The sequence below is a fragment of the Paenibacillus sp. J22P59 genome (genome assembly GCF_059383895.1).
The window spans coordinates 83,843-99,161 of sequence record NZ_JBXENX010000005.1; the positions used below are offsets into that span (position 1 = coordinate 83,843).

Annotated in this window: 16 protein-coding genes; all 16 read left to right on the top strand. The window is 45.6% G+C overall.

Translation table 11 applies throughout. The annotated features are described in order from the left end of the window. Positions 1–24 precede the first annotated feature (24 nt). The 16 genes from accC to spo0A all read left to right on the top strand — a co-directional run bounded on the left by accC (position 25) and on the right by spo0A (position 15,113). The gene (accC, locus tag AC50YO_RS09780) at positions 25–1,386 is read left to right on the top strand and encodes an acetyl-CoA carboxylase biotin carboxylase subunit (protein WP_494846625.1); all 1,362 of its coding nucleotides are present in this window, start codon (positions 25–27) and stop codon (positions 1,384–1,386) included. Between the two features lie 124 nt (positions 1,387–1,510). After that, positions 1,511–1,918, top strand: coding sequence for an Asp23/Gls24 family envelope stress response protein (locus AC50YO_RS09785; protein ID WP_494846629.1), 408 nt, complete (start codon positions 1,511–1,513; stop codon positions 1,916–1,918). An 89-nt stretch (positions 1,919–2,007) separates the two neighbouring features. Next, on the top strand, positions 2,008–2,565 hold the full coding sequence (gene amaP, locus AC50YO_RS09790) for an alkaline shock response membrane anchor protein AmaP (protein WP_494846631.1): 558 nt from the start codon (positions 2,008–2,010) through the stop codon (positions 2,563–2,565). 14 nt (positions 2,566–2,579) lie between these two features. Beyond that, entirely contained in the window at positions 2,580–2,810 is a 231-nt protein-coding gene (locus AC50YO_RS09795) for a DUF2273 domain-containing protein (RefSeq protein ID WP_494846633.1), read from the top strand. Positions 2,811–2,936: 126 nt separating this feature from the next. Continuing rightward, positions 2,937–3,398, top strand: coding sequence for a transcription antitermination factor NusB (nusB, locus tag AC50YO_RS09800; protein WP_494846635.1), 462 nt, complete (start codon positions 2,937–2,939; stop codon positions 3,396–3,398). A 52-nt stretch (positions 3,399–3,450) separates the two neighbouring features. Continuing rightward, positions 3,451–4,311: a bifunctional methylenetetrahydrofolate dehydrogenase/methenyltetrahydrofolate cyclohydrolase FolD gene (folD, locus tag AC50YO_RS09805; protein ID WP_494846637.1), complete on the top strand. Its 861-nt coding sequence runs from the start codon at positions 3,451–3,453 to the stop codon at positions 4,309–4,311. Positions 4,312–4,318: 7 nt separating this feature from the next. After that, entirely contained in the window at positions 4,319–5,692 is a 1,374-nt protein-coding gene (xseA, locus tag AC50YO_RS09810) for an exodeoxyribonuclease VII large subunit (protein WP_494846639.1), read from the top strand. After that, a complete protein-coding gene (xseB, locus tag AC50YO_RS09815) occupies positions 5,667–5,927 on the top strand; it encodes an exodeoxyribonuclease VII small subunit (protein ID WP_494846641.1) in 261 nt (86 codons plus the stop codon). The genes xseA and xseB overlap by 26 nt, the downstream gene beginning before the upstream one ends. 50 nt (positions 5,928–5,977) lie before the next feature. Beyond that, entirely contained in the window at positions 5,978–6,847 is an 870-nt protein-coding gene (locus AC50YO_RS09820; RefSeq protein ID WP_494846968.1) for a polyprenyl synthetase family protein, read from the top strand. A gap of 124 nt (positions 6,848–6,971) precedes the next feature. Next, positions 6,972–8,870 (top strand): 1-deoxy-D-xylulose-5-phosphate synthase, encoded by a 1,899-nt coding sequence (gene dxs, locus AC50YO_RS09825; RefSeq protein WP_494846643.1) that lies wholly within the window; start codon positions 6,972–6,974, stop codon positions 8,868–8,870. 17 nt (positions 8,871–8,887) lie between these two features. Continuing rightward, entirely contained in the window at positions 8,888–9,721 is an 834-nt protein-coding gene (locus AC50YO_RS09830) for a TlyA family RNA methyltransferase (protein WP_494846645.1), read from the top strand. 194 nt (positions 9,722–9,915) lie between these two features. Beyond that, on the top strand, positions 9,916–10,374 hold the full coding sequence (locus tag AC50YO_RS09835; protein ID WP_494846649.1) for a hypothetical protein: 459 nt from the start codon (positions 9,916–9,918) through the stop codon (positions 10,372–10,374). Between the two features lie 20 nt (positions 10,375–10,394). Next, positions 10,395–10,847, top strand: coding sequence for a transcriptional regulator AhrC/ArgR (ahrC, locus tag AC50YO_RS09840; protein WP_494846652.1), 453 nt, complete (start codon positions 10,395–10,397; stop codon positions 10,845–10,847). Positions 10,848–10,876: 29 nt separating this feature from the next. Beyond that, positions 10,877–12,589 carry a DNA repair protein RecN gene (gene recN, locus AC50YO_RS09845; protein ID WP_494846653.1) on the top strand — a complete coding sequence of 571 codons (1,713 nt, stop codon included), beginning with the start codon at positions 10,877–10,879 and terminating at the stop codon, positions 12,587–12,589. Positions 12,590–12,712: 123 nt separating this feature from the next. Continuing rightward, entirely contained in the window at positions 12,713–14,038 is a 1,326-nt protein-coding gene (spoIVB, locus tag AC50YO_RS09850; RefSeq protein ID WP_494846969.1) for a SpoIVB peptidase, read from the top strand. A gap of 262 nt (positions 14,039–14,300) precedes the next feature. Next, positions 14,301–15,113, top strand: coding sequence for a sporulation transcription factor Spo0A (gene spo0A / locus AC50YO_RS09855; RefSeq protein WP_494846654.1), 813 nt, complete (start codon positions 14,301–14,303; stop codon positions 15,111–15,113). Positions 15,114–15,319: the final 206 nt, after the last annotated feature.

A 15,319-nucleotide genomic window follows, 5' to 3' on the forward strand; every position in this document is an offset into this window, starting at 1 on the left:
CGGTCGTTTGAAAGGAGTATTAACGTGAAATTCCAAAAAGTATTAATCGCTAACCGTGGAGAAATTGCTGTGCGGATCATTCGCGCATGCCGCGAGCTTGGTATCAGTACGGTTGCCGTTTATTCCGAGGCAGATCGTGATTCTCTTCATGTTCGCCTTGCGGACGAAGCGTATTGCATCGGGCCGACGCTATCCAAGGATAGCTACCTGAACTTGACGAATCTGATGAGTGTAGCCACTCTAACAGAATGTGATGCGGTACATCCCGGCTATGGCTTTTTAGCTGAGAATGCGAACTTCGCAGAAATCTGTGAATCATGTAATATAACGTTTATTGGTCCTTCTCCAGAAGCGATCAACAAGATGGGTGACAAGGCAGTAGCAAAACAAACGATGCAGGAAGCGAATGTTCCGGTTATTCCGGGTTCTGACGGCATCATTGACGATATGGACGAGGCCATCCGCATTGCTCGCGGAATTGGTTACCCGGTCATTATTAAAGCAACTGCTGGCGGTGGCGGCAAAGGGATTCGCATCGCTGACGATGAGGATTCGCTTATCCAGCAAATTACGACAGCACAGCAAGAGGCTCAGAAGTCGTTCGGCAACGCTGGCGTATATCTGGAGAAGTATTTGACGGGCATGAAGCATGTTGAGATTCAAATTATGGCGGACAAGCATGGGAATGCGGTTCATCTGTTCGAGCGTGATTGCTCTGTGCAAAGACGTCGTCAGAAGCTCGTTGAGGAAGCACCATGTCCGGTGTTGACTCCAGCGCTTAGAGAAAGAATGGGTGAGGCTGCAGTGAGAGCTGCGCTTGCTGTTCAGTATTCTGGCGCAGGCACACTTGAATTTTTATTAGGTACGGATGACAACTTCTATTTCATGGAGATGAATACACGTATTCAAGTTGAACATCCTGTAACAGAGATGATCACGAATGTTGACCTGATCAAAGAGATGATTTCGGTTGCAGAGGGCAATCCATTGTCCTTTAAGCAAGAGGATCTGAAGATCAATGGATGGGCAATTGAATGTCGGATTAATGCAGAAGATTCCGAACGCAATTTCATGCCGTCTCCGGGACATATTCCTTTTTATCTGCCTCCGGGCGGTACAGGAGTTCGGGTGGATAGCGCTGTCTATCCTGGCTACACAATCTCGCCTCATTATGATTCCATGATTGCCAAACTGATTGTATGGGGAAGAACACGTGAAGAAGCGATTGCCCGTATGAAGCGTGCCTTGTCTGAGTTCGCGATTGAGGGTATCAAAACAACGATTCCTTTCCATCAGAAATTGCTTAATCATCCTATCTTTATTGAAGGTAATTTTGACATTAAGTTCCTGGAAGAATATGATGTTAATCGTCCGGAAGAGGCATAATCATCATATCCTTAACTGTTTGTCATATTTATCGTCGAATGTTATAGTATAGGAATAAGATGCGGAAGCTACACCCGGCCTTTGGTGGCCGGGACGCGCAATTTTAGGGAGGTGTACAACCATCATGAATATGATCGCGACTGATTATGAGAAAACGGATATTGGCACCATTCAAATTGCACCAGAAGTAATTGAAGTGATTGCCGGACTCGCTACGATCGAAGTTAAAGGAGTAGCAGGCATGAGCGGAGGCTTTGCTGGCGGTATTGCCGAGCTGCTTGGCCGTAAAAACTTGTCAAAAGGCGTGAAAGTGGAAGTTGGCCAGCGGGAAGCTGCGGTTGATGTTTCGATTATCGTGGAGTATGGCAACAAAATTCCAGAGATCGCCTCAGAGATTCAACAAAATGTAAAGCGTTCAATCGAAGTAATGACGGGACTGCATGTGATTGAAGTGAACGTACATATTCATGACGTGCATTTCAAGACGGCAGAGAAGCCGGAAGACGATGAGCTTCAATTGCGTGTGAAATAGGTGAAATGAATGGAATAACCCCCTCGTGAATGGGCATGCCGCTCGGCGCAAGGGGGTTTTCATTCGCTCTGACGAGAGGAGGCACTACTGTGATCAGAATCGTGGACAAGCTGCTTTTGTTTATTAATAGTATTGTAGTTGGCGCCATCTCCATCATTATTGCGATTATTGGATTTGGGATGTTCCCCAAAGGCGACCTGCATAATCTTATTGAAGATCTGTACCGCAACGATCCCGTGCAAATCGCACTCATAGTCATCGGCCTGATTCTGCTGCTTATCAGCTTGCGACTATTCATTGTCTCTATTCACCGTGGTTCATCATCTGCTCCATCGATTGATCAGCGGACAGATTATGGAGATATTCGTATTTCTATTGAGACAATTGAGAATCTGGCGCTGAAGGCTGCCTCCAAACAAAGAGGCGTCAAGGATCTGCGCGCGCGTATACAGGCTTCGGATTCGGGTCTGGATATTGTTCTGCGAGCAGTCGTTGATGGTGAGAGCTCTATCCCTGCTTTGACAGAAGATATTCAAAAAGCGGTCAAAGAGCATGTAGAGGATATTACGGGTATACCTGTCACGAATGTGGCTGTATTCGTTGCAAATGTTATTCAATCCGGGACTTATAAAAGTCGCGTGGAATAGAGGTGGATTTGCCGATGTGGAGGGAGTTCTGGGCATCCTATGGGAAGCGGGTAATTGGTGCTGCCGCGGGGCTGTTTTTCGGCTTTGTGTATTTGTTTGCTGGATTTTGGGACATGCTTTTTATTCTATTGCTTGTCTCAGTCGGGTATTGGATCGGCAAACAAAAGGACTTGCATAGCGGTCCCATCTTTCCATGGCAGCGGATTTGGAATTGGTTGATGGAAAGATATCGACCGTTTAGATGATCCTGTGGTCTCCTCCGTACTCCGGAAGCCGGATTGCTGCTAGTTCGGGGCAGGGAGGAGATCATAGGTTTTTTTGATCGTACAAAACTAACTAAATAGATCGGCAGCAACTGCCGTGGAGGTCTCATGAAACGTAGATTAGCACGAGAAATAGCGGTTTCGAGTTTATACCAGATGGAAATGAACGATGTGTCTGCAGGTGAAGCAATTGACATGCTGATGGAGGAAGCACGCTCGGAGAACGAGATTGGTGCAGAATTTGTTGAGCATGAGCAGACGGATGCTTATGTTAAAGAGCTTGTGCAAGGGGTTGCTGAACGCAAAGCTGCTATTGACGATATGCTGCAGCAGTATTTGACCGGCTGGCAGGTGGATCGGTTGTCTCGTGTAGACCGTCAAGTATTGCGCCTAGCTTGTTATGAAATGGTGTTCCGCGATGATGTTCCGCCGAAGGCGGTTATTAACGAAGCCATCGAATTAGCGAAGCACTTCGGCACCGATGAATCCGGTAAATTTGTTAACGGCGTTCTAGGGAAGCTGATGGAAGAATTAGAAATGATCAAGCCGAATTCGGATATCACGAATTAGAACAAGGAATAGCAGCGGCGATGCCGCATGATGAGAAGGGGAGAGAGCGATAATGACTGCACATATCATTGAAGGAAAGAAAATATCGGAATTGATCCGGGAAGAGATCAAGAAGGAAGCCGCTGCCTTGAAGGAGCAAGGAATTGTTCCTGGATTAGCTGTTGTTCTTGTCGGTGAAGATGCGGCATCCAAAGTGTATGTTGGTTCCAAGGAAAAGGCTTGCCAGCTGTTGGGCTTTTATTCGGAAGTTCATCGTCTGCCAGAAACAACAAGCGAGAACGAATTGCTTGCTCTCATTGACAAGCTGAATAATCAATCCACGATTAACGGGATTCTTGTTCAATTGCCTTTGCCGAAGCATATCAATGAAAAAGCAGTCATTGACGCCATCCATGTAGATAAAGATGTAGACGGCTTCCATCCCGTAAGTGTAGGAAATCTGGTTATTGGTGACGATAGCTTGCTTCCTTGTACGCCTGCGGGCGTTATTGAGTTGATCAAACGAAGCGGCGTGACCATTGCAGGCAAGCATGCGGTTGTAATTGGACGAAGCAATATCGTAGGCAAGCCGGTTGCTATGCTGCTGTTAAGGGAACATGCAACAGTTACGATTTGTCATTCCAAAACAGCTAATATGGAAGAGCTTGCGAAGCAAGCCGACATACTGGTTGTAGCTATCGGCAAAGCCAATGCTATTGATAGCCGCTATATTAAGCCGGGAGCAATCGTAATTGATGTAGGCATTAACCGTCTGCCTGATGGCAAGCTTGCCGGGGATGTAGACTTCCAGGATTCACTTGAAACTGCAGGATATATTACACCAGTACCTGGTGGCGTTGGCCCAATGACAATTACGATGTTGATGTCCAACACGATTACTGCAGCCAAACGAGCAAATAAAATCGGGGAGTGACGCTTGAATGGCGGAGCAGCCTCGTATTTATGAGATAAAAGAAATTAATCGTTATATCCGAATGAAGCTGGAATCCGACTCCTTGCTTGGAGATGTCTGGTTGCGTGGGGAAATTTCTAATTTCACCCACCACTCGAGCGGGCATATGTATTTTACGCTAAAGGATAAAGAAAGCCGTCTGAAATGTGTGATGTTTGCTTCCCATAATCAGCGGCTTCCGTTCATCCCGCGTGAAGGCACAAAAGTAATGGCGCGGGGCAATATTTCGGTATATGAACGTGATGGCAATTATCAGTTTTATGTGAATGCTATGCAGCCAGACGGGATTGGCAGCTTATATTTGGCCTATGAGCAGTTGAAGACGAAGCTGGATACGGAAGGCTTGTTTGCCGAGTCGCGCAAACGGCCCATTCCGCGTTTTCCTAAAGCCATTGGCATTATCACGTCTCCGACAGGAGCCGCGGTAAGAGATATTATTATTACACTGCAGCGCAGATATCCGGCCGCAGCTATTTATGTGCATCCTGTTGTTGTGCAAGGTGTTCAAGCGGCTGCTTCCATTGTAAATGCAATTGAATCAATGAACCGATTCGGCGAAGTTGACGTATTAATTGTAGGAAGAGGCGGCGGTTCTCTCGAAGAGCTATGGGCATTCAATGAAGAGCCTGTTGCAAGAAGCATTGCTGCGTCAGCTATTCCGATTATTAGTGCCGTTGGTCATGAAACTGATTTTACAATTGCTGACTTTGTGGCTGATCTTAGAGCAGCTACTCCAACAGCAGCGGCGGAGCTTGCAGTACCGCATATGGCAGAGCTCCAGCAGCAGCTTAACCGACACAAACAGCGATTGGAGCATGCCCTGCAAACCATGCTGAAAAGCAGGAAAGAGCAGCTCCAGCGTGCGCGCCGGTCTCCTTTTTTCATGTATCCTCGCAAATATTTGTTAGAACAGGCTCAGCGGATGGATCGCTTGCAGGATCGCCTCAAGCAGCGGACCCTACAATTAGTAGAGCGGCGCAGTGCCAAGCTTCAGCGTTTGAATACTGCCTTGGCTGGACAGCATCCTGGTGAACAAATTGCCTTTGTAACAAAGCGGCTGCAAAGCAATGAGAAGCGGCTTGGGCAAGCTATCCAGACAGCAGTCAAACAACGTTGCCTGCAGCTTCATGGAACGATAAGGCAGTTAGATGCTCTAAGCCCATTGAAGGTTATGTCCAGAGGCTACAGTCTTGTCTATGATGAGCAGGAAGAGCGTTTGATTAAGTCAATAGCAGAGGTTCGCCTTGGCGATATTGTGAGGGTGAAGGTAGCTGACGGTCAATTGGACTGCCAAGTACAGGCAAGGAAAGGAGAGGATGGCAGTGGGAACGGCGAAGAATAACGAGCTTAGCTTTGAAGAAGCTATGGAGAAGCTTGAGATGATCGTAGAAAAGCTGGAGAACGGCGATGTGCCGCTTGAAACGGCTATTGATTTATTTCAAGAAGGAATGAAGCTCTCTCAATTGTGCGGAGGAAAGCTGGAGCAGGTCGAACGCAAAATTGAGCTGTTAATTGAAACGGAGCAAGGCTTTCAGAAAAAAACGTTTGCCCCGGCGAACGAGGATAAAGGGGAATAACGTTGAACGAGAACATAGAAATCAAGTCTTACTTGGCTAACTGTGCTTCTATGGTTGAGCAAGCAATGAGAAGCTCGCTTCCCGAAGAGTGGTCTGTTCCACAGCAGCTCCGTGAAGCTATGATGTACTCGCTGGAGGCCGGCGGCAAGCGTCTTCGTCCAGCCTTTGTGCTAGCTGCTGCGGAAGCAGTTAAGGGTGATACGCATGCACATGAGCATGGTGCATTTCCTGTTGCGCTTGCTATTGAGTACATACACACGTATTCCTTGGTCCATGATGACCTGCCTGCGATGGATAATGATGATTATCGTCGAGGCAAGCTCACGAACCACAAGGTATTCGGAGAAGCTATGGCGATTCTCGCAGGTGATGCTTTATTGACCCATGCCTTTCATCTTATTCCACAAGCTGCTCGGCAGGGAGGCATTCAAGCAGAGATTGCCTTATCCATTGTAGAGGATTTGGCTATGCTGGCTGGTGCGCGAGGAATGGTTGGTGGCCAGGTTGCTGATATGCAAGGAGAACAAGGAATTACCTCGATTGAAGAACTGGAGTATATCCATCTTCATAAGACAAGTGACCTAGTTGTATTTTCTGTTCTTGCCGGCGGCAGAATTGGTGGCGCTTCCGAAAAGCAGCTTGATCTTTTGAAATTATTCGGCCGCAACATCGGTCTGGCTTTTCAAATTCAGGATGATATATTAGATCTGATTGGCGATGAGCAGAAGATGGGTAAGAAAACAAATAGCGATGTTGCGCAGCAGAAGGTTACGTATCCGTTCCTAATCGGAATGGAGGAAAGCAAGGCTCAAGTGGTTAAATTAACCGAAGACGCAAAAGCGGCCATTATTGAGGCTCGATTGGAGGCTCCACAGCGGCTGCTTCAAATTGCGGATTATCTTGTACAGCGCGAATATTGATTTAAGGGCTGTGCTGATAAGGGCCTAATTGGGAAAACCATGCGCGATATGCTATAATAATTGCATTATTCGACGTCTATTGGAATATGCAAATTAAGGTATTCCAGAAAGCGAGGAAGTCACTGTGCTGCTAGACCATATAAATGGACCTCAAGACTTGAAAGCTCTATCGGTAAGTGATTTGGAGCAGTTATCTGAAGAAATTCGTCAGTTCCTAATTGAAAAGCTTTCCGTTACGGGTGGTCATCTTGCTCCCAACCTAGGAGTAGTAGAGTTGACACTTGTCCTCCATTATTTATTTGAAAGTCCTAAAGATAAATTTATTTTTGACGTAGGCCATCAATCCTATGTTCATAAAATATTGACTGGACGCAAAGACAAGTTCGATACTTTGCGTAAATATAAAGGCATGTGCGGTTTTGTAAAGCGTGCTGAAAGCGAGCATGATGTATGGGAGGCCGGCCATAGCAGCACTTCATTGTCTGCAGCGATGGGCATGGCCCTTGCACGTGACCTGAAGGGCGAAACGAACAGAGTCGTAGCCGTAATTGGCGATGGCGCCCTTACAGGCGGCATGGCGCTTGAAGCGCTGAACCACATTGGTGACGAAAAAAAGAATATGATCGTTGTTCTGAATGATAATGAAATGTCTATAGCTCCCAACGTAGGCGCTTTGCATCATTATCTCAGCAAGATCCGTACTGACCGTCATTATCAAAAGGCTAAAGATGATCTTCAGCATCTGCTGAACAAAATTCCTGCTATCGGCGGGAAGCTTGCCAAGACGGCAGAACGATTCAAGGATAGCGTGAAGTATTTGCTCGTTAGCGGCATTTTATTTGAGCAATTCGGATTGACTTATTTAGGACCGGTAGACGGTCATGATATGGAGCAAATGCTGGATATTTTCAAGCAAGCTGACTCTATAGAGGGACCTGTGCTTGTCCATGTTATTACAGTTAAAGGAAAAGGCTATTCGCCTGCTGAAGCCGATTCGTTCAAATGGCATGGCATTACACCTTATAAGATCGAATCCGGTCAAGTTATGAAATCAGTAGGGCCACCGATGTATACGGACGTGTTCGGCAATACATTAATTGAGCTTGCTGAGAAGGACAGCCGTATTATGGCTGTTACTCCTGCTATGCCGGGGGGATCAGGCTTATTGAAGTTCGCCGAGCGTTTCCCTGACCGCATGATTGATGTCGGCATTGCGGAGCAGCATGCAGCGACTTTATCTGCTGCACTAGCTATGGAGGGCCTTAAGCCCGTATTTGCGGTATACTCTACCTTCTTACAGAGGGCATACGATCAAGTAGTGCATGATATTTGCCGCCAAAATGCGAATGTTGTTTTTGCGATTGACCGTGCCGGATTCGTAGGTCCCGATGGGGAGACGCATCATGGCGTATACGATATATCTTTCTTGCGCCATATTCCAAATTTGGCGATCATGATGCCTAAAGATGAGAATGAGCTACGCAGGATGATGAAGACTGCGATTGATTATAATGAAGGTCCGATTGCCATTCGTTATCCGCGAATTAATGGATTAGGTGTTCCTATGGATGATGTGCTTCTGCCGATCCCGATTGGACAGTGGGAAACGGTTCGAGAGGGCGATTCTGCAGTCATTCTGGCCATTGGTCCAATGATTCAGGTTGCTGAGGAAGCAGCGGAGCAATTAAAACAAGATGGAATGAATATAAGCGTTGTTAATGCTAGGTTCATCAAGCCATTGGATGAGCAAATGCTGCTATCGCTTGCGGAACAGGGCAAGCCTATGATCGTGCTTGAGGAAGGTGCGGAACTAGGGGGATTCGGCAGCTCTGTATTAGAGTTTTATTCCTTGCAAGGCATCTATGGCCTTTCTATCCGCATTATTGGGGTTCCTGATTTGTTCATTGAGCATGGCTCGATAAAAGAGCAGCGGAATGAAGTAGGATTGACAGCCGAACGAGTAGCTGCTGAACTCAAAAATATGCTTCCGAGCCGTAAAATGCGTGCGACCGGGCAGAACTGAGCGTTCGAAGGAGAAAGATGACAACAACACTTAAAGAACGTATTGATGTATTGCTTGTTGAACGGGGTTTTTATGATAGCCGTGTAAAAGCAAAGGCAGCCTTAATGGCAGGGCTTGTGCTCGTCGATGATGAGCCCGTTGACAAAAGCGGGATGAAAGTGCTCCGCACAGCAGATATTAAAGTAAAGGGCGCCGTTCATCCTTATGTTAGTCGAGGCGGCTTGAAGCTGGAGAAGGCGATCAGAGCCTTTAATATTGATCTTGCAGATCGTGTAATGCTTGACATTGGGGCATCGACAGGAGGCTTTACAGACTGCGCTCTGCAGAATGGGGCATCCTACGTCTATGCAATTGATGTTGGTTATAACCAATTAGACTGGTCTTTGCGTCAGGATGAGCGTGTCTGTGTAATGGAGAGAACGAATTTCCGTTATACGCAGCCTGCTGACCTTGTGGGACCACAGCCTACTTTTGCAACGATTGATGTTTCCTTTATTTCATTGAAGCTTATTTTACCTGCACTTAGCGGACTTCTTCGAACCGGCTCCGGAATTGTTGCTCTTATCAAGCCTCAATTCGAAGCGGGACGAGAGAAGGTAGGCAAATCAGGCGTCGTTAGAGACTCTGCTGTTCATGAAGAGGTTTTGCGTACCGTGCTTCATGCTGCAGCTGAAATAGGCTATACCTTGCAGGATATTACTTTCTCGCCCATTACTGGAGGGGAAGGGAATATAGAATTTCTCGCTTATTGGCAGTGGAGCGGCGAGCCTTCCAGTGTAATCCCGGATGATGAGTCTTTGAGTAAGCTTGTCAAACAGGCGAGTGACACATTCACTACTAAGAAATCATAAAGTACAGTAATGAAGGGAAGACCTTAATCGTTAAACGATTTTGGTTTCCCTTTTATTTTTATCTTTACAGAAGGGTGCGCTGTTTGCTAAACTAGAGAAACCAAACATGCGTTCGCTTTGTTGTAGAAACAGGAAAATCCACCTCTTATCACGAACTTTTACACTAGTAAATAGATCGGATGAGGGGGCTGCTTATGGGGAAATACGGTGACTGGTTCATTATGCTGGTCGCTGGTGCGTTGCTGATCAGTTGGTTGTATCGTTCATTCTATCGCTGGCTGCATACGCCGGCAAGCATGAATCGTCTTAAGCTAGGCAAGGGCGGAGTGCTTTCTGAAGATGACGAGAACATCAGGCTGTTGGAATCTGCTGGTTATGAGGTTCTGTCAGGAAAGCACCGAATTCCAATAGCAATTGACCTTGACGGCAATGATTTGAACAGCCGATTGTACATTGATTATATAGCAGAGCAGAATGGCACAATGTATATTGTAAAGACAGCGCGTGAGCGGATGCCAATGGATTGGACAGGCAGCGGTGTTAGAGATCGGCTGCTAGTTTATTCTCTTTTATTGCCTGAATGCTCCGGAATATTATTCGTTGACGTTAGGGAACAAGTGATACGAACGATACGATTTCAAATTGGTGATTAGCGTGTTTGGGGGAGGGCCTTATGAAGGGCATTAGACAATACAAAATCAAAGAACTTATAAAAAAACAAATGATTGAGACGCAAGAGGAGCTTGTTGATGCTCTAAGAGAAGCAGGACTTCAAGTTACTCAGGCAACAGTGTCGAGGGACATGAAGGAGCTTATGCTTATTAAGATTCCGGCGGGTGATGGCAGGTATAAATATTCACTTCCTCAGGACCAGCAGAAGCATAACCCCATCAACAAGCTTAAAAGGGTGCTAATTGATCATTTTGTACATATTGACTATACAGATAACTTAGTTGTTATGAAATGCTTGCCAGGCACTGCCAATGCAATTGGCGCTTTGATTGACAATATGGAGTGGGCTGAAGTGATGGGAACGATATGCGGAGACGATACAATTCTCATTATATGCCGAACAAAGGAAAAGAGCGGTGAGCTTGTTGAGAAGCTGCTTGATTTATTAAATTAAGTTGGACAACCATTAGGAGGTAATGAACCATGCTGCGGGAGCTATCCATTCGGAATTTAGCGGTTATTGAAGAAGTAAACGTTTCTTTTCACCATGGATTTCATGTTTTGACAGGAGAGACTGGGGCGGGTAAGTCAATCATCATTGACGCGCTCAGTTTAATTGTCGGAGGTCGTGGTTCCGCAGATATGGTGCGTTACGGCTGTGATAAAGCTGAGATGGAAGCCATGTTCGATCTTCCACGCATCCATCCGGCATGGCAGGCTCTAGACAGGCTGGGTATTCAAGCAACAAGAGAAGAAATGCTTGTTATACGCAGAGAGCTCTCTTCCCATGGAAAGAGCAGCAGCCGGGTTAATGGGCAGCTAGTTACTATGACGATGCTTCGAGAAATTGGTGAGTGCCTCGTTAATATTCATGGACAGCATGAGCATCAGTCCTTGCTGAGGACAGAGCAGCATCTAGAATGGCTCGATTTATTTGCGGGTGATTTATTGCTTGAGAGAAAGCAAGCCTATCGTGGGGTGTACAGTCAACTTCAGCAAGCGCGAGCTGCTATTCAAGAGCTGGAGGAAACGACACGTCACAATGTTCAGATGCTTGATCTGTATCGCTATCAGATTGAAGAGATCACGAGCGCTAATCTCAAGGCTGGTGAAGATGAGACCTTAGCAGAAGAGAAGCGGAAGCTTCAATATGCAGGCAAGCGTATGGATAGCGTATCAGAAGCTTATTCCTTGCTCTATGGAGGAAACGGTCTTGATGCATTAAGCAAAGCGATTACTCGATTATCCGATAGTCAGAGTTATGATACGGCTGTTCTTACTCCGATAGTCGAGCAGCTTCAATCGGCATTTTATCAAGCAGAAGATGCGGCATTTCAATTGCGGGATTATCGCGATGGTATTGAATCCGATCCGGAGCAGCTTGGATTTATTGATGACAGGCTCGATATGATTAATGCCCTCAAACGCAAATACGGGGAAAGTATTCCTGAAATATTGGCTTATTTGGAGCAGACATCAATGGAACGCGACAAGATCGAGAACCGAGACGAATATATGGATAAGCTTCGCCGAGAAGAAATGCGCCTGTATATTCAGGCCCATGAACTCGCTCAAGAGTTGTCGAAGCTCCGTACGCATGCAGCTAAGCGACTGTCAGAATCCATTGAACGTGAGCTTCGTCAGCTGCAAATGGCTAATACGTTATTCCGCGTACAGCTGGAGCAAAGCCATCCATCGGACTCTAATTCAGAGACCGTACATCTCAATGCGAATGGCATAGACGATGTTGTATTCATGCTGTCAACGAACCCTGGAGAACCTCTCAAGCCACTTAGCAAAATAGCTTCCGGCGGTGAAATGTCCCGTATTATGCTTGCCCTAAAGGCAATTTTTGCAGAGATTGATCAAGTTCCAGTATTGGTATTCGATGAAGTGGATACAGGGGTAAGCGGCCGGGCAGCACAAGCCATTGCTGAGAAAATGTCGGAATTGTCTTCGCGATGCCAGATATTCTCTATTACGCATTTACCGCAGGTCGCTTGTATGGCAGATCATCATTATGAAATATGCAAGCATGTTATTGAACAGCGGACATCTACACAGGTGGAGGAATTAAGGGATACGACGAGGATCGAAGAGCTCGCCCGAATGCTTGGGGGAGTAGAAGTTACTGAAAAGACTCGCCATCATGCACAAGAAATGCTTGATTTGGCACATCGGCAGAAAGGAGCCTAATGGAGGGCATTAAGGGAATCTTTTTGTGGTCATAAAACGAACGGGGCAGGGTAACTTAAAGGTACGCCAATGGCGAAACTGCCTTTCTCGTCATGCGATGGAATTACAGGGAGCGTGAAATCATTGAACTCCAGTTCTAGGAAGCGATGGTTTGGGCTAGTCCTCGTGGTCTTCGTCTGCATGGTCGGGATCTCCACCCCGTTTCAACATTTTGCCGCATTCCCGAATGAACTTCGTTTATTCTCCGGCCAACTGAAACGATTACAATATGGAGTACCCGTTCATGCTGAAGTTACCGTGGATCCAAAGATGCTTCAAATTAACGGGTCATCGAGCCAATCCATGTCCGTTAATTTGAATGAACCGTTATCTTTGCAGCCTCAGCACAGTGGTGAGACAAGCATGAAAGTGAAATTATTTGGTAAAATTCCTTTCAAGACTGTAAAGGTAAATGTAGTTCCTGACCTTAGAGTTATTCCCGGCGGACAGACCATCGGTGTAAAGGTCAAATCAACAGGTATACTTGTTGTAGGGCATCATCAAGTAACGGACAGCAGTGGTGCGAAGAAGTCGCCAGGCGAAGTAGCTGGGTTGCGATTAGGTGACCTGATTATGAAGATCGACGGAAAATCAGTAAATGAGGTTCGTAAGGTCGCTGAGCTGGTTGAACAAGCCGGCCACCGCAAACGACCGCTAGCCATTGTCTACAAAAGAAATGGAACGATGAATGAGACGAAATTGGATCCCGTAATGGATGCAGAAGACCGTAGTTGGCGTCTGGGACTATACATTCGGGACTCAGCTGCTGGCGTTGGCACATTAACGTTCTATGCGCCTGATCAAGGAGTGTATGGAGCATTGGGCCATGTTATTACAGACATGGACACTCAAACGCCGATAGAAGTGGGCGAAGGGCAAATTCTTCAATCCAGTGTTACCTCCATCAATAAGAGCCAGAATGGCGAGCCTGGTGAGAAGCGTGCGCATTTCGTCAAAGAAGGCAAAATTTTAGGCAATATAGAACGCAATACACCCTTTGGGATTTTCGGAAAGATGAAGGAAAATCCAGTGCATAGTTATAGTGAGAAGGCATTGCCTGTTACTTTTGCAGAAGAGGTTGTTGAAGGTCCAGCTCAAATTCTTACTGTCGTCAATGGACAAAAGGTTGAGCGATTCGATATCGAGATTGCCCATGTATCCAAGCAAGCCACTCCGGCGACAAAAGGTATGGTCATTAAAATTACAGATAAGCGTCTTCTTGATAAAACAGGAGGAATCGTTCAAGGGATGTCAGGCAGTCCGATTATTCAGAATGGTAAGCTTATTGGAGCGGTAACTCATGTGTTCGTTAACGATCCATCTTCTGGCTATGGTTGCTTTATTGAATGGATGCTGCAAGATGCAGGAGTATTAATGAAGTCTGAGTCTTCTACAAATACAGCCGCATAAAAACTATGCAAAACCGCTGAAGAGCTTATGTTAAGCTCTTCAGCGGTTTTGCATAGTTTGACGACAAAGTGAGGAGAAATGTCGAATAGTTACGAACAAAATCAATAATTGTAACAAAATATTTATTATAACGAAAAACGGAAAAAAAATAAAGAAAAATAATTTTCGACAGAAGGAATTCAATGGAGCATGTCGAAAATGTAACTCAAGACAACTATGGGAAGGAATCATAAGTGAATATCATTTGAGGGAGGACCAGACCTTGCACAAGATCGAAGTATTGTTGGCAGATGACAACCGTGAATTTACTAACCTGTTATCGGAATACATATCCGAACAAAGTGATATGAATGTGAGCGGTGTGGCTTATAATGGAGAAGAGGTATTAACTCATTTTGAGGAAGCAAGAAAAATACCAGATGTACTGATTCTCGATATTATTATGCCTCATTTAGATGGTCTTGGTGTTTTGGAGCGATTGAGGGAAATGAATATTTCTCCAATGCCGAAGATCATTATGTTAACTGCTTTCGGGCAGGAAAACATTACGCAAAAGGCTGTACAGCTAGGCGCATCGTATTATATTCTAAAGCCATTTGATATGGATATATTGGCTAACCGGATTCGTCAATTGGTAAGTAACACTGCTTTCGCATCGACGGCAACCTACAGCTCAGGTACCACGACCTTGAAATCAAACGTCGTACCAATCGCTAAGGGGAAAAATCTGGACGCCAACATCACAAGTATTATTCACGAAATCGGAGTCCCGGCTCATATTAAAGGCTATCAATATTTACGCGAAGCGATTACGATGGTTTATAATAATATCGAGATTCTAGGTGCTATTACTAAAACCTTGTATCCTGCTATTGCTGAAAAATTCAAAACAACGCCATCTCGTGTTGAACGTGCCATTCGTCACGCTATTGAAGTAGCTTGGACGCGCGGCAATATCGACAGCATTAGCCACCTGTTCGGCTATACGATCAACATTAGCAAATCGAAGCCAACTAACAGCGAGTTTATCGCGATGGTGGCCGATAAGCTAAGGATCGAGCATAAGGTTAGCTAGTTTGTAAACGCATTACTGCAATAGCGGTAATATCCCAGAGGGGCGTTTCAAAACCTAAGTATATCTTCATAGATCAAACAACACCGCTTATTTATTGATTATTATAACCAATAGATAAGCGGTGTTTTTATTATGTCTTCGATAGTGGATTTTATCGGCGTTATTGCAAATGATGCTTATCCTATTTTTCGTGTATGAAATACAAG

What these genes read in the sequence shown, in the direction of transcription:
- AC50YO_RS09795 (WP_494846633.1), top strand. Translation starts at nt 2,580, where the DNA reads ATGTGGAGGGAGTTCTGGGCATCCTATGGGAAGCGGGTAATTGGTGCT.
- ahrC (WP_494846652.1), top strand. Translation starts at nt 10,395, where the DNA reads ATGAAGGGCATTAGACAATACAAAATCAAAGAACTTATAAAAAAACAA.
- AC50YO_RS09820 (WP_494846968.1), top strand. Translation starts at nt 5,978, where the DNA reads ATGGTTGAGCAAGCAATGAGAAGCTCGCTTCCCGAAGAGTGGTCTGTT.
- AC50YO_RS09785 (WP_494846629.1), top strand. Translation starts at nt 1,511, where the DNA reads ATGAATATGATCGCGACTGATTATGAGAAAACGGATATTGGCACCATT.
- AC50YO_RS09830 (WP_494846645.1), top strand. Translation starts at nt 8,888, where the DNA reads ATGACAACAACACTTAAAGAACGTATTGATGTATTGCTTGTTGAACGG.
- nusB (WP_494846635.1), top strand. Translation starts at nt 2,937, where the DNA reads ATGAAACGTAGATTAGCACGAGAAATAGCGGTTTCGAGTTTATACCAG.
- AC50YO_RS09835 (WP_494846649.1), top strand. Translation starts at nt 9,916, where the DNA reads ATGGGGAAATACGGTGACTGGTTCATTATGCTGGTCGCTGGTGCGTTG.
- xseA (WP_494846639.1), top strand. Translation starts at nt 4,319, where the DNA reads ATGGCGGAGCAGCCTCGTATTTATGAGATAAAAGAAATTAATCGTTAT.
- recN (WP_494846653.1), top strand. Translation starts at nt 10,877, where the DNA reads ATGCTGCGGGAGCTATCCATTCGGAATTTAGCGGTTATTGAAGAAGTA.
- xseB (WP_494846641.1), top strand. Translation starts at nt 5,667, where the DNA reads ATGGCAGTGGGAACGGCGAAGAATAACGAGCTTAGCTTTGAAGAAGCT.
- folD (WP_494846637.1), top strand. Translation starts at nt 3,451, where the DNA reads ATGACTGCACATATCATTGAAGGAAAGAAAATATCGGAATTGATCCGG.